Raw genomic sequence first — 12,967 nt, 5'->3', positions numbered from 1 at the left:
CCACCATCCTGCTGTTGCGCGATGCCGCGGCCGTTCGCGAGATCGAAGTGTTCATGATGGTCCGCCATTATGAGATCGATTTCAATTCCGGCGCGCTGGTGTTTCCCGGCGGCAGCGTCGACACGGGCGACAAGGAGATCATCGCGAGGTCGGAGCTTTATTCGGGCGGCGAGGGACTCGACGAGAGCTCCTTGAGTTTCCGCATCGCCGCGATCCGCGAAACTTTTGAGGAAAGCGGAATCTTGCTGGCGCGGCCGCAGGGATCGAAGTCGCTGATCGATGCCAGGCGGGCCGGCGAGATCGAGACGGCCCATCGCGCCGCGCTGTGCGAGGGCAAGACCAGCTTCCTGACGGTTCTGACCGATAACGGCCTGCTGCTGGCGCTGGACGAACTCGTTCCCTATGCGCACTGGATCACGCCGGAAGGCATGCCGAAGCGCTTTGACACCTGGTTCTTCCTCGCCGCGGCACCACCCGAGCAGCTCGGCGCCCATGACGGCAAGGAATCCACCGACTCGATCTGGCTGTCGCCGCGCGAGGCGCTGGAGGGCGGCGAGACCGGCCGCTTCAAGCTGCCGTTCCCGACCACCCGCAACCTGATCAAGCTCGGCAAGCAACCGGACGTGACGGCCGCGCTCGACGACAGCCGGGGCAAGCCGGTCGTCACCGTGATGCCGGTGATGACCAGGGCCAATGGCGGCCGTCAGCTTCGTATCCCGCGCGAAGCCGGCTATGACGGCGAGGTGTTCGAGGTCGGTGCGCTGGGTTGATGTTCCTCGGACGCTGCGGAACATCCCTTGCTGTGGCTGGAGATTGTCGGCATCCTGCGGTCCGATCTCGGGCTTTCCAGGCCCGCAAGAAGCGGTCAGGGCGGGACGAAACCATGAAATTGGGTATCGGCGCGATCGTCGGCGCGTGGCTTGCATTTCTCGCCGTACCGCACGCGGCGCTCGCGCAGGAAAACTTCCCGAACCGACCGATCCGCATCGTCATTCCCTATTCGCCGGGCAGCGTCGCCGACGTGTTCGCGCGCATCATCGCGCAGAACATGGCCGAGCAGTGGAAGGGATCGATTGTTGTCGAATCCAAATCCGGCGCCAACGGCTCGATCGCCGCCGAGGAAGTCGCGCGCGCAGCGCCCGACGGCTACACATGGCTGCTGGTGACGACATTCTTTGCCGCAAGTCCAGCGCTGAACGCCCAGCTGCGCTGGGACCCTGTTCGGGATTTCATCGCGGTCGGGCAGATATGCCGTGCCCCGAACTTTTTCATCGTCCCCACCACGCTGCCGGTGAAGACCGTCGCCGAATATGTCGCGCTCGCCAGGGCAAAGCCGGGCGCGCTGAATTACAGCCACCCGGGCAAGGGTTCGACCGGCCACCTTGGCTTCGAACTGTTCAAGCGGCTCGCCGGAATCGACGTCACCGGCATCGGCTATCGCGGGTATCCGCAGATGGTGCCGGATATCACCAGCGGCCTGATCACCTCGACCTTCCTGTCCGCCAACCAGGCGTTGGCGCAGGTGCAGACCGGCGCGATCCGGATCATCGGGGCGATCAGCGATGGGCGCTCGAAATATTTTCCCGATGTACCGACCATGGCCGAGCAGGGGTTTGCCGAGGCGCAGGTGACGCCGTGGTTCGGCGTCGTGGTGCCGGCGGCGACCCCGCAGCCGGTTGTCGAGCGCATCAGCAAGGCGCTGGAAGCGGCGCTGGCGACGCCCGATATCCGGCAGAAGCTCGACGTGGCCGGCTGCGAGGCCATCAGCGCGCCGCTCGGCCAGTTCTCCGATATCATCAAGGCCGACGTCGCGGTATGGGCCAGGGTCGTCAGGGAGGCCGGCATCACCGCCGACTGAGCCCCCGCAGGCGACACTTCAGCGATTTCGAGTTTGGCGGCAATGGCCGCCCAATTTGGTCACCGGACCGCACGGTCATGATTTTCGGTATGTTCCCCCAGACCCGGAATACGTCGTATATTGCGGCGGTTTGCAGCCTGGCCTTAAGCAATATGACCTCTGAATCGCCGCCGAATCCAAAGATGACCCGATCGTTCTCGCTTTCGATCGGGCAGTTGACGTTCGGCAGCTTTCTGCTGGTGCTGGCGGTGATCATCTTCACCTCGACGGCCAGCGTCATCGCCATCCGCCATATCGATTCGACCTTCGCGGAGCTGCAGCGGCTGCAGGCCGTCGGCGACCTCGCCGAGGACATCGACCGTCGGATGAACGAATTGCGGCTCGCGGCCCGCGATTTCGTCACCGAACCAGGCAGCCAGTCGATCCAGGTCGGCGAGGCCGCCACCGCCTTGAGCGAGGTGCTGAAGAAGACCCGGCTTGGGCTTGCGCCCGAGCAGCGGGACATGATCGACGGCGTCACCGAGCGCCTGTCGACCTACCGCGGCGGTATCGAGCGCATTTCCGCGCTGCTCAATCGCCGCGCCGATCTGATCGTGGCGCTGCCGCCGCTGCGCGGCCGGTTCAACCAGGCGGTTGCCGACAGTCCTGACCCGGTCGTTGCCTCGACGCTGTCGGAGATCCAGAGCCGCATCACCACGGCGCTACTCGCGCATAATCCGTCCGCCGCCGAGCAGGCCGCGCAAAGCATGCGCAGGATGACGATTTCGGATTCCAGGCTGCGCGACGCGGTCGATGCCTACGCCGACGCCATCAACGCGATCTCTCTCGGCGAACGGCAGATCGCCGATATCGACAAGGAGGTTCTCGGCGCCGAGGGACGCCTGATCCAGCGCGTCACCGAACTGCTGCGCGACGTCAGCGCGCGCCGCGGCCATATTCTCTCCAGCGATTTTGCCAGGACGCTGACGGAGGCGAAATGGCAGAGCATCGTGCTCGGCACCGCCGGCGTGCTGATCGGGCTTTTCGCGGCGCTGCTGGTGGTGCGTCGGACGGTGCGGCCGCTGGCAGCGATCGCGAGCTCGATCCGTACGGTGGCGGGCGGGGACAAGAATGCGCCGATCCCGGCGACCGACGTCGATAACGAGATCGGCGATATCGCGCGCGCCGCCGAAGTGTTCCGGCAGACCTTGTTCGACGCCGACGCCGCGCGCGAGGCCGCGGTGCATGCCCTGGCGGAACAACGCCTCGCCGAGGAGAGCTATCGAAAACTGTTCGAAGCCTCGGTCGACGGAATCTATGTGACGACGCCGGCCGGGGCGCTGCTCAACGCCAACCCGGCGCTGGCGCGGATGATGGGTTATGCCACCCCGCAGGACCTGATCGACGGCATCGGCGACGTCGGCGAGAATCTCTATGTGCATCCGGCGGCGCGAGCTGAATATCGGTCGCGGATGCAGCGCGACGGCATGGTCCGCGAGTTCGAATACCAGGTGCGGGCGCGCGACGGTGCGCTACTCTGGCTGTCGGACAGCGCAACCGCCGTGCGCAACGACGCCGGCGAGATGATCCGCTACGAAGGCACGGTGCGCGATATCACCGACCAGAAGCGCGCCGAGGACGCCATCGCCGAAGGCCGCCGGCTGCTGCAGATGGTGATCGATACGGTGCCCGCGGTCATCAACGTCAAGGACAGGGAGCTGCGATATGTGCTGATGAACCGCTACATGGCCGGCATTTTCGGCGTCCAACCCGGCGACGCGATCGGCCGCACCACGTCGGAACTGATGTCGCGCTACGGCGCGCAAAAAACCGACGACAACGACAAGCGGGTGCTGGCGAGCCGCAAGCAACTCGGATTCTACGAAGAGGAATATATCGATGCATCAGGCCAGATGCGGCAATGGCTGGTCAACAAGCAGCCGATCCTGGATGCCGACGGCGAGATCGAAAACATCGTCACCGTTGCGCTCGACATCGGCGACCGCAAGCGCGGCGAACTGGAGATGCGCAAAGCGCGCGATGCCGCCGAAGCGGCGCTGCGCAATCTGCGGGAGACGCAGAATTCGCTGATCGAGGCGGAAAAGCTCGCCGCGCTCGGCCGGCTGGTCGCGGGCGTCGCCCATGAGGTCAACAATCCCGTCGGCATCAGCCTGACCGTGGCCTCGGCGCTGGAGCGCAAGACCGCGATCTTCGCCGCCGAGGTCGCGCGCGGCGATCTCCGGCGGTCCCGTCTGAACGAGTATCTGGAGACCAGCCGCGATGCGTCGTCGCAGCTCGTCGCCAATCTCAATCGCGCGGCCGAGCTGATCACCTCGTTCAAGCAGGTTGCCGCCGATCGCAACTATTCCGATCAGCGCAGCTTCGATCTCGGCGATCTCACCGAGCAGGTGGTGATGAGCCTGCGGCCCGGTTTGCGAAAACACAATCTGACGCTCAACGTCGACTGCCAGCCCAACCTGATGATGAACTCCTATCCCGGGCCCTATGGACAGGTGCTGACGAACCTGTTCCTCAATGCGGTCGCGCATGCCTTTCCGGATGGCAAGCCCGGCACGGTCGATATCCAGGTGCGGGCGTCGGGCACGGACAATGTCGAGATCATCTTTTCCGACAACGGCTGCGGCATGAGCCTCGACGTGCGCCGCCGCGCCTTCGATCCGTTCTTCACGACGCGACGCGACCAGGGCGGCACCGGGCTCGGCCTGCACATCGTCTACAGCATCGTCACCACGCGTCTCGGCGGTCGTCTCGACCTCGATTCCCAGCCGGGCGGCGGCACCCGGATCCAGATGATCCTGCCGCGCGTCGCGCCGCTGGAGCAGGCGGCGGAGTAGCCATAGCGTTTTCGAGCGAAGTGGAGACCGGTTCGCGTGAAGAAAACGCGTCAAAACCAAGGGTCATTTAATCAGTTAGTGTCCGCCAATTTCCGTAACGTCGCACCAAAGATCTGGCTGGCCTTGCCGACCAGCGCGGTGCCGTTCATGGTCGCCTGCGTATCGGTGAAGGTGCCGGTGACGCCGATGCCGACCGGGCTCGGCCCGCCGAACAGCGGGTTGGCATCGGGGCTCGAGGTGTGGCGCTGGACCAGAACCTCGCCCTTGAAGGTGTTGTCCTTCACGGTGTAGGTGCCGGTGTAGAACAGATAGGCGTCGCCGCCGAGGATCTGGCCGTCCCGGAACAGAATTACGCCGCTGCCCTTGCCGACGCGTCCATCCAGCAGGGTGACGTGGATCGAATACAGTCCGTTCTTCATGACGTCCCGATGCCGGGCCTCCGCGCCTGCGGAAACCGGTCCTTCGTTATGCCAAAGCTCGGCACCCCGCGCAACGCGGCAGGTTGGCCATGGCGCCGATCCGCGGCTATCCCGGTCCGACCATCCGCTGCAGCATGACGTTGTGCTACCTGCTTGTCGCGGTGACGCCCTCACGCATATTTCTTGTCGCGCTCCAACAGCTCGACCGAGATATCCTGCGGCCCGCGGATGAAGCAGATGCGCACGCCGGGCCGGATCGTGGTCGGCTCCCGTGTGAACTCGACGCCCTTGGCCTTGATCTCGGCGGCCACCACATCGATGTCCTTCACCGTCAGGCCGAAATGATCGAGCCCCTGGTAGGGCGTCACCGGTGGCGTGTTGACGCCATCGCCTGGTGTGACCGGGGCGATGAACACATTGGCGCCGCCGAGCTTGACGTCGATCCGGTCCGGGCCGCGGACGATCTCGCCGCCCAGAATATCTTCCAGCCAGGCCGCCGTCGCCTCGGGGTCGGGGCTGCGCAGATGGATATGGTCCCAGGTCACTGTCGGCATCTTGGTCTCCCCTCGATTTCTGCTGTTGCGGCGTTATCGGCGGCGGCAGTCTAGCCGAGCGAATATCCAAAATTCCATCCTGTCGTGGCTGCCACCGCCGCAATCTCGCCAGAGCCGCATGAAACCATTTCGGTGGGGCGAATAGAGACGGAATGGCGGTACCGTGCCGCGGCAGTCGTGACGGAAGCCGTACGGTGTATCGCCGGAGCGGCTTTTTTCGTGGTCGGGTTTGTTGGCCGCGCAGCCGGAATGGGTGGCGGCCGGCGGAGGATACCGGGATGACGATCGGCGGGGGTTCGGTTGTAGCGTCCAAGGCGCGCCTCGCAGGGTGGCCTGCCGTCGCTTTGACCGCCATCGGCGGCGCGGCATGGCTGATGGTTTCGGAGCCGGGCGGTGCCGAGGACCAAGCCACCCCTCCATCCCTTGTCAGCCCGGCGCAGCCGGCTACTCCCGGCGGTACTGCTACGCCTGCTGCGGTCGCGACGGCGGCAACGACGCCTCCCGAACCAGCGGCAGCCGAGAAGTTGCCGATCGATGGCCTGAAGATTTCCTCGCAGTCGTGGCGGCGGGGCGGGCTGGGCTCAAAGGCGCTGGTCACCCTGACGCTTCGCAACGGCAACGAGTATGCGGTCAAGGATATCGAAATCGCCTGCGCCTTTGCCCGCCGCGACGGCAGCCACCTGACCGCTCGAAGCCGCGTGATCGGCGACACCATCGGCATGAAGAGCAGGAAGACCTACGCCCGCATGCTGATCGGATTCGTCAACGTCAATGCCAGCAAGGCGAAATGCTCGGTGGTGGCGGCTAACCGGAGCTAGAGCGTTTTCGGGCGAAAGCCCGCCCTGCACCCCGATTGCGTGGGGGATGCCGGTTGGTGCGACCGAATCCGTGTCAGGACCAAAAAGTCCCGTTCGTACCCGGAAATGTGATTGCCGCGGTTGAACCTTGGCATCTGCCTCGGGAACCAATTGCCAGATCGCCCGTTGGGCGAATGAGCCGCGCCAATGCGCGGCAGGAAGCGATACCAATGCCCGTGGCGCGATATTTCCTGTTGGTCGGCGGTGTTCTGCTCGCGCTGCTGTTTCTCATCGATGCCTTTGCGCCGCAGCAAATGGCGGTAGCCGACCATGCCGCCCCCTCGATCAGCAAGTCGACGGTACGCATCGCGTCCGACCAGAAATGGCCGGAGCGCGTGGTCTATGACACCAGCCTTCCCACCATCGTTCCGCCGGCCGCGACCGTCCAGGCCGCCGTGGCGCCACCGCAGGCTGCCGAGGTCACGGCGCAGGCCCGCGCGCGCGACAGCTTTGCCCAGTTCGTTCCCGCAGAGCCCAGGAACGGGGTCAAGAAGCCCGAGCCGCAACCGCCGCGAAAGCGCAAGATCGCCAAGACCCATTCGAACCCGCCGATCCGCGTTGCGCAGCAATCGCATTTTGGCTTTTTCGGTGCGCCGACCTGGAACAACGCCTGGTAAGACCGGATCGTCCGGGTCAACGCGCGTGCCTGCAAGGGGGCGCGGCGCTCGGCTATTGCGGCAGTTTCGGGATCTTGTCCGCGAAGCCGTTGTAGCAGGTCAACCGCTCGTCCTCCTCCTTGACGAAGCGGCAATCGTTGACGCCCTTGGCCGCCGGCGCCTTGGGCTTCGGCTGCGGCGCAAAGATCGCGTCGTAACAGTTCAGCCGTTCCTTGGTCGCGTCATCGATCTCGAGGCAGGCCTGCAGCTTCTGCGCCACCGATTGCGGCTTGGCGGGTGCGGCCGGCTTCTTCTCGGCCGTGCCCTTCGGTTTGACCTGAACCAGCGGGTTGCCGCCGACCAGAGGCGGCGCGGTTTGGGCGAGGGCTGCGGCCGGATACAGGACCGCCAGCGCCAGGATCATCTTTCTCATGTCGTGTGCTTTCGTTCTCGCGGTCGCAACACGGGGCCTTGCATGTTGAAACCAGCCCAAGTCCTTGATGGTGAGTGCCGATTTAGCTGATCTGCCATGGCGGCGGCAACCCTTTATGAGGCGGCATGAGGGGGGCCTCCACCTTGGCTCCAGATGCCCTGGGCAGGCACAAGGCTGGTCGCCCAGAGGCCGAAGCACATTGCGGCACGGCCGACATCAGGTGGCTGGGTCACAAATCGAGATGACGTCGCCAGCCTTGCATGACCGTAGCCAAAGAGAACGACATTCGGGATATTCCTCGTCGAGTATCAATCCTGTGTCGGCCTTGCCGCCGGGATAGTCGACGAACTCGACCAATTTCACGCTCGCCACGAGATCACGTCCGCTGTTGAGGGGAAGCCGCGCTCGCATGCCCCGGGCGCACGACTCCTGAGCGTATCTGCCCCGCCAACACCACGTCACTGCTCGAAATTTCAAAGACACGAGCGATCTCGAAGTGAGCCTGGCCAGCGTTGTTCATGCGCAACGACCTGAAGGAAAACAGGGTATATGGCGAATACGCCACGATTGTTTCCGCATCATGCGCAGTGAAACGACCTTGCGCAAGAGGACCTTGATCGCAACGACCACCGATGCTACGCGCGCAATTTATCGGCCAGCGCCTGCAACGGCACGGAGAAAAGCTATGGCCTCCGCTGGGGTGGCATCGACCACGCATGGTTGGATCGCGCTGTCGTCATAGCTTCCTGCCGATGATCGAACTGAATGAAATCGGACCAAAATACCTGCTGTCGCGTGCGTCGAGCCGATTGTCGCCCATGACGAAGAACTGGTCGGGTGGAACCTTGACTGACGCGTCGGGTGCGCGATCAAGCGGCGACGATTCAAAAGCCACCTCGTATGACACATCGCCATTCTGCTCCCGAAAAACCGTCGTGCCATCCGCAACCTACGGTGCCACGACCCTAAACCAGTCTCGCATGGTCTGCTTGATGCGCTCAAGCTCTTCGACCGGGATGGTGCTCATGTGGCAGATGGTATTGCGCAGATGCACCAGAAGTCGTGCCTCTTGGATGAGGCCCTTGTCACGGATCAGATCGTCAAAGCCCTCTTTCCAGTTTTGATCAATCACTCTGAGGAGCTGTGGAAGGGTCATGAGCGCAGACTTGTCACGCGAGCCGAGCGACATCCAGCTCTTCATTTCCTCCGTCGCTTCGAGCTTGGCGATTTCATCCTGCACGTCCTTGGGCACTTTTTCATACCAGTTTGTCAATTGCCCTTGTTTCGATAGCACCTCGACGACCATATCGCGCAGATACGCCTCAAAAGCGAAGAAGAGCTTATACGGCTCGGACGCTTCGACCGCCTTGCGAACGACATCAGGCGCCAATGTAGCCAGGTCGATCTCTTTCGAGATGAGCAACGACTCCTTGGGCACTACAGTGTCGATTTTGGTAATTGTCTTCTGCCGTTTGCCCGAGCATGACGAACAGCGAGGCGGTGGAATCGAGGCTCATTGGAACGTCTTGCGAACGGCGTTGAAGATGTTGAGGTAGGTTTCCTCGGTGCCATTGGACGGCAACACGACTTGGATGTTGTAGTGAAATTCCGTGCGTAAGCCCTTTACCTTCCGGCCAATGCCGTGATCCTCGCCCTCTGCCTCGGGACTTTCCCTGACATCCTTCTTCTGGTCCTCCTTTGGAACAGACTTGAAATCGCCGAGCTTCGCCACAGCTACGAACGTGTTCGCTATACGAGCCGACATATCCTCATCGGTCCCGGCAACTTGAGACACGAGACTACGCAGCTTATCTCCCGTGTGTTCCCACGCCTTTTCGTCACTATCAAAGAGCGGGCCATATGCCTTTCGCACGCCCTCGGCAATCGCGGTCTTGCGCTGATCCCCCGAGCCCTTTAGGAGGCTGTACTTAGGCGTCGGCTTGTTGGCGGCGTCGATAAAACCAAGGTTGCGCAGAAATGGGATAAGCGGACGGTCGCTCGTTGATTTTAAACCGATCGTATCCTGCAAAAACTGATGGTTGAAGGTCTCCGGAATTCTAGCGGTGGCAATCTTGTCAAATAGCATCTGGACGTTCTTATAACTGCTCAAGTATGGCAACTGGACAGGCATTACAGGCTCCTCAGCGAATCAGATCACCAATCTAGCACGCCCGTCCTTTGTCAATCGCGTTGTAGTTGAGTGTTCCCACGTATCCTCACGCAAAAGCATCCATCACCCGCCTCATTGTGGGATGCTTGCGGTTCTATCTTCACCCGATGCTCGTGAACGGCGCTCTGCAAACGCCGATAGGATCGTTCAAGATTCAATTGAGCACTCGTACAGCGCTTAGAACGCTTCGACAGGCGCACACCCTTAGCCCGCATATCTCACGGATTTAAGCGCATCGGGGCTCCGAATCAGCGAAAGTTGTTTTGCGAGAACGACTTCGTGATGATTCGAGGAGAGCCCCGATGCAGACAGAGTGTACCCCGGATATTTTTGGATTTGAAGCCGTCGAAGGCCGTCAGGTGGTCGCGGCGTTTGACGGTGGGGCGATCACGTCGGACGCGGGCGCGCTGCTGCTCGGCGCGACGGATCGGGCGATCGGAATGGTGGATCGGCTGGCATCGTGCTTTGTCGATCGGCGGTCCCAGGCGCAGGTCGAACATTCGGTGGCGACGCTGGTCGGGCAGCGGATATTCGCCATCGCGCTCGGCTACGAGGACCTCAACGACCATGAGACGCTGCGCCACGATCCGTTGATGGCGGTGCTGGCGGGGAAGCTCGAGGCGCGGCGCGCGGACTGCGCCGCGGTGGCCGGCAAGTCGACGTTGAACCGGCTGGAATTGTCGAAGCCGGAGCCGTCGCGCTACCACAAGATCAGCTATGATGCGCAGGCGGTGGACCGGCTGTTCGTCGATCTGTTTCTCGAGGCGCATCGGACGGCGCCGCGCCAGATTACGCTCGACCTCGATGCCACCGATGATCCGTTGCATGGCGAGCAGGAAGGGCGCTTCTTTCATGGCTACTACAAATCCTATTGTTACCTGCCGCTGTATATTTTTTGCGGGCGGCACCTGCTCTGCGCCAAGCTGCGCCGGGCCAACATCGACGCCAGCGCGGGCTCGGTTGAAGAGGTGGCGCGGATCGTTGCGCAGATCCGCGGGCGCTGGCCCAGGGTGCGCATTCTGCTGCGGGCGGATTCGGGGTTCACACGCGACGAGCTGATGACATGGTGCGAACACAACGACGTCGATTATCTGTTCGGACTGGCCAAGAACGACAGACTGATCACCGAGATCGCAGCCGAGCTTGCCGAGGCGGCCGAGGAGAACCGCCGGAGCGGCAAGCCAGCCCGGCGCTTCAAGGACTTCCGCTACAGGACGCGCAAGAGCTGGAGCCGGGAGCGGCGCGTGGTGGGAAAGGCCGAATGGATGCTTCCCTCCGTCGCCGAGAGTGAGAGCGCGACGAAGCCACGGCGCAAGAAGAAGAAATCCGTCATGGTCGGCGATATCGACCTGGCCACGTTGGAAGGCCGGGCCAATCCGCGCTTCGTCGTCACCTCGCTGTCGGCCGACCAGCACCAGGCCCGCGCGCTCTACGAGAAGCTCTATTGCGCGCGCGGCGAGATGGAAAACCGCATCAAGGAATGTCAGCTCGATCTGTTCGCCGACAGGACCTCTACCCACACCATGCGCGCCAACCAGTTGCGGCTTTGGATGTCCTCGATGGCCTATGTCCTTATCAGCGCGCTGCGCCGCATCGCCCTGGCCACGACCCGCTTCGCCGACGCCACATGCGGCACCATCCGCCTGAAGCTGCTCAAAATCGGCGCCCAGGTCCGCATCAGCGTCCGCCGGATCAAGTTCTCGATGGCATCAGCCTTTCCCTACACCGATGTCTTTCGAACAGCCTGGGCCGCGCTCGACAGCGCGGCCCTCTGAACCCTCGGCCCACCGGAGAACATCCACACCACATGACCCCGAACCAATGCGACCGACCCGCCCAAGCGGACGAGAACCTATGCCCAAATGACCGACGTTGGTTGTGGTTCCGTTGAAGTCAACCCGACCCAGCACTCCACCAAACAGCGTGAGAAATGCGGGTTAGCGGCGCGCGCCCCAATGCGCCTGTGAGCGCCCTGACGCGCACCTTCGCGAGGAACGACGGGGAAGCGGCAAACGATCGTTCACATAACTTATTGATATTATTGGAGTATTTGGCGCGCTCGGAGAGATTCGAACTCCCGACCCTCGGAATCGAAATCCGATGCTCTATCCAGCTGAGCTACGAGCGCCTGCGGCTTGCCCGATTACCAGACTTGGCTGGACCGGACCAGACGTGGATCAGTGGCAGGGGTGGCGGCGGCGGTCCTGGCCGAGATAGCCGGCGGCGCCCTGGGCGCAGTGGTTGGTCGAGGGGCCATCATAATAGGCGAAGCTGCCGGGCAGGGGCCCGGGCCCGTAATTATGGAGATAGCTGATCTGGTAGGGCAGCGGCCAGGTGTGGCGGTGGTAGTGGCGATGATGGCGGGCTTCGGCCAGGCTGGGTGCGATCGCTACGGCTGAAAGTACCGCGGCGGCAACGAGTAACCTTTGTTTGCTCATCTCGAATCTCCGGAAATTCCGCTTGATGCAGCCAATTTCGGCCGATCCGGGTGTCATTTAACGCCGAATCGGGCGAAAAGCTGCGGGAATTCAGCCACACGGCGCCAATTTTTGGCCTTAAGCGATGCTTAACGAAATCCCAACACAGTCCCGCCAGAGTTTTGGGGCTTGGTCCACTTGACGGACCTGCGGTCCCGAGTCCCGATCTGGCTATCCGGTTTCCGACCGATCCATGCGCATCACGCCGCTTGCCTTGTTATTCCCTGTCATTCTGGCCGTGACGCCCGCGCGCGCCGACCTGCACATCACCCGCGACCACGGCGGTTATGTCGAGGAATACAAGGCCAAGTACCAGCGCGTCCGCGAGCGCAAGGAACGCGTCATCATCGACGGCATCTGCAATTCGGCCTGCACGCTGGTGTTCGGCATCGTGCCGATCAACAAGATCTGCGTGACGCCGAAGGCGAGCATCGGCTTCCACCAGGCCTATTACGACAAGGCCTTCACCTTCGGCATCAAGGTCACCAGCCGCGACGGCACCTCGGACCTGATGTCCTATTATCCCGACACGGTGAAGGACTGGATCCGCAGGAATGGCGGGCTCACCCCCGAGATGAAGAAGATCAGGAACGGCGAAGACCTCTGGAAGATCGTCGATCCCTGTCCGGAAGAGTTCTGATTTCGCGCCGGAAAGCTGCGCCCAGACCAAAACGTCACCGCAGTGTAGATCGATTCGTCGCGTCTTGCTTCGCCATCTGATAGCGCGCGGGTGGCCACCGGCGATCGGCCTTGCCGCACGGCCGTTGAT

General features: G+C 62.7%; 14 protein-coding genes and 1 tRNA gene. 7 read left to right on the top strand and 8 right to left on the bottom strand.

The window, feature by feature from the left end; genetic code table 11:
• The 3 genes from WCE35_RS18765 to WCE35_RS18755 all read left to right on the top strand — a co-directional run.
• Positions 1-770, top strand: a 770-nt coding sequence (locus WCE35_RS18765; RefSeq protein WP_424594823.1) for an NUDIX hydrolase, incomplete at its 5' end; no start/stop codon positions are given.
• A gap of 113 nt (positions 771-883) precedes the next feature.
• On the top strand, positions 884-1,858 hold the full coding sequence (locus WCE35_RS18760; RefSeq protein ID WP_424594822.1) for a Bug family tripartite tricarboxylate transporter substrate binding protein: 975 nt from the start codon (positions 884-886) through the stop codon (positions 1,856-1,858).
• A 182-nt stretch (positions 1,859-2,040) separates the two neighbouring features.
• Complete coding sequence (locus tag WCE35_RS18755) at positions 2,041-4,692, top strand: PAS domain S-box protein (RefSeq protein ID WP_424594821.1); 2,652 nt, start codon at positions 2,041-2,043, stop codon at positions 4,690-4,692.
• Between the two features lie 71 nt (positions 4,693-4,763).
• Here the strand turns inward: WCE35_RS18755 and WCE35_RS18750 are convergent, their stop codons facing one another.
• On the bottom strand, positions 4,764-5,111 hold the full coding sequence (locus tag WCE35_RS18750; RefSeq protein ID WP_424594820.1) for a GrlR family regulatory protein: 348 nt from the start codon (positions 5,109-5,111) through the stop codon (positions 4,764-4,766).
• Between the two features lie 170 nt (positions 5,112-5,281).
• On the bottom strand, positions 5,282-5,665 hold the full coding sequence (locus WCE35_RS18745) for a VOC family protein (protein WP_424594819.1): 384 nt from the start codon (positions 5,663-5,665) through the stop codon (positions 5,282-5,284).
• A 278-nt stretch (positions 5,666-5,943) separates the two neighbouring features.
• On the opposite strand from WCE35_RS18745, the gene WCE35_RS18740 reads away from it, so the two are divergent.
• Both WCE35_RS18740 and WCE35_RS18735 read left to right on the top strand, forming a co-directional pair.
• Positions 5,944-6,483 carry a hypothetical protein gene (locus WCE35_RS18740; RefSeq protein WP_424594818.1) on the top strand — a complete coding sequence of 180 codons (540 nt, stop codon included), beginning with the start codon at positions 5,944-5,946 and terminating at the stop codon, positions 6,481-6,483.
• Between the two features lie 209 nt (positions 6,484-6,692).
• Positions 6,693-7,139 (top strand): hypothetical protein, encoded by a 447-nt coding sequence (locus WCE35_RS18735; protein ID WP_424594817.1) that lies wholly within the window; start codon positions 6,693-6,695, stop codon positions 7,137-7,139.
• Positions 7,140-7,191: 52 nt separating this feature from the next.
• Here WCE35_RS18735 and WCE35_RS18730 read toward each other — a convergent pair whose 3' ends face one another.
• The 4 genes from WCE35_RS18730 to WCE35_RS18715 form a co-directional block, all read right to left on the bottom strand.
• Positions 7,192-7,551 (bottom strand): hypothetical protein, encoded by a 360-nt coding sequence (locus WCE35_RS18730; protein WP_424594816.1) that lies wholly within the window; start codon positions 7,549-7,551, stop codon positions 7,192-7,194.
• A gap of 736 nt (positions 7,552-8,287) precedes the next feature.
• Positions 8,288-8,446: a signal peptidase I gene (lepB, locus tag WCE35_RS18725; RefSeq protein ID WP_424594824.1), complete on the bottom strand. Its 159-nt coding sequence runs from the start codon at positions 8,444-8,446 to the stop codon at positions 8,288-8,290.
• 54 nt (positions 8,447-8,500) lie between these two features.
• Positions 8,501-8,989, bottom strand: a complete 489-nt coding sequence (locus tag WCE35_RS18720) for a Swt1 family HEPN domain-containing protein (protein WP_424594815.1) — start codon at positions 8,987-8,989, stop codon at positions 8,501-8,503.
• Between the two features lie 75 nt (positions 8,990-9,064).
• Entirely contained in the window at positions 9,065-9,682 is a 618-nt protein-coding gene (locus WCE35_RS18715; RefSeq protein ID WP_424594814.1) for a DUF5343 domain-containing protein, read from the bottom strand.
• A gap of 341 nt (positions 9,683-10,023) precedes the next feature.
• Between WCE35_RS18715 and WCE35_RS18710 the strand changes: the two genes are divergently transcribed.
• Positions 10,024-11,496, top strand: coding sequence for an IS1380 family transposase (locus tag WCE35_RS18710; protein ID WP_424594813.1), 1,473 nt, complete (start codon positions 10,024-10,026; stop codon positions 11,494-11,496).
• A 276-nt stretch (positions 11,497-11,772) separates the two neighbouring features.
• On the opposite strand, the gene WCE35_RS18705 is transcribed toward WCE35_RS18710, so the two are convergent.
• Together WCE35_RS18705 and WCE35_RS18700 are read right to left on the bottom strand one after the other, a co-directional pair.
• Positions 11,773-11,849: transfer RNA gene (locus tag WCE35_RS18705), tRNA-Arg, on the bottom strand.
• Between the two features lie 49 nt (positions 11,850-11,898).
• Positions 11,899-12,159 carry a hypothetical protein gene (locus WCE35_RS18700; protein WP_424594812.1) on the bottom strand — a complete coding sequence of 87 codons (261 nt, stop codon included), beginning with the start codon at positions 12,157-12,159 and terminating at the stop codon, positions 11,899-11,901.
• Between the two features lie 232 nt (positions 12,160-12,391).
• Here WCE35_RS18700 and WCE35_RS18695 point away from each other — a divergent pair, with 232 nt between their 5' ends.
• Entirely contained in the window at positions 12,392-12,838 is a 447-nt protein-coding gene (locus WCE35_RS18695; RefSeq protein ID WP_424594811.1) for a hypothetical protein, read from the top strand.
• Positions 12,839-12,967: the final 129 nt, after the last annotated feature.

Source organism: Bradyrhizobium sp. (genome assembly GCF_049691595.1).
In the GTDB taxonomy this organism is placed as follows: Bacteria; Pseudomonadota; Alphaproteobacteria; order Rhizobiales; family Xanthobacteraceae; genus Bradyrhizobium.
Note: the sequence above shows the minus strand (reverse complement) of the source record. Positions and strands in the feature narration are given on the sequence as shown.

What these genes read in the sequence shown, in the direction of transcription:
- WCE35_RS18760 (WP_424594822.1), top strand. Translation starts at nt 884, where the DNA reads ATGAAATTGGGTATCGGCGCGATCGTCGGCGCGTGGCTTGCATTTCTC.
- WCE35_RS18755 (WP_424594821.1), top strand. Translation starts at nt 2,041, where the DNA reads ATGACCCGATCGTTCTCGCTTTCGATCGGGCAGTTGACGTTCGGCAGC.
- WCE35_RS18750 (WP_424594820.1), bottom strand. Translation starts at nt 5,111, where the DNA reads ATGAAGAACGGACTGTATTCGATCCACGTCACCCTGCTGGATGGACGC.
- WCE35_RS18745 (WP_424594819.1), bottom strand. Translation starts at nt 5,665, where the DNA reads ATGCCGACAGTGACCTGGGACCATATCCATCTGCGCAGCCCCGACCCC.
- WCE35_RS18740 (WP_424594818.1), top strand. Translation starts at nt 5,944, where the DNA reads ATGACGATCGGCGGGGGTTCGGTTGTAGCGTCCAAGGCGCGCCTCGCA.
- WCE35_RS18735 (WP_424594817.1), top strand. Translation starts at nt 6,693, where the DNA reads ATGCCCGTGGCGCGATATTTCCTGTTGGTCGGCGGTGTTCTGCTCGCG.
- WCE35_RS18730 (WP_424594816.1), bottom strand. Translation starts at nt 7,551, where the DNA reads ATGAGAAAGATGATCCTGGCGCTGGCGGTCCTGTATCCGGCCGCAGCC.
- WCE35_RS18715 (WP_424594814.1), bottom strand. Translation starts at nt 9,682, where the DNA reads ATGCCTGTCCAGTTGCCATACTTGAGCAGTTATAAGAACGTCCAGATG.
- WCE35_RS18710 (WP_424594813.1), top strand. Translation starts at nt 10,024, where the DNA reads ATGCAGACAGAGTGTACCCCGGATATTTTTGGATTTGAAGCCGTCGAA.
- WCE35_RS18700 (WP_424594812.1), bottom strand. Translation starts at nt 12,159, where the DNA reads ATGAGCAAACAAAGGTTACTCGTTGCCGCCGCGGTACTTTCAGCCGTA.
- WCE35_RS18695 (WP_424594811.1), top strand. Translation starts at nt 12,392, where the DNA reads ATGCGCATCACGCCGCTTGCCTTGTTATTCCCTGTCATTCTGGCCGTG.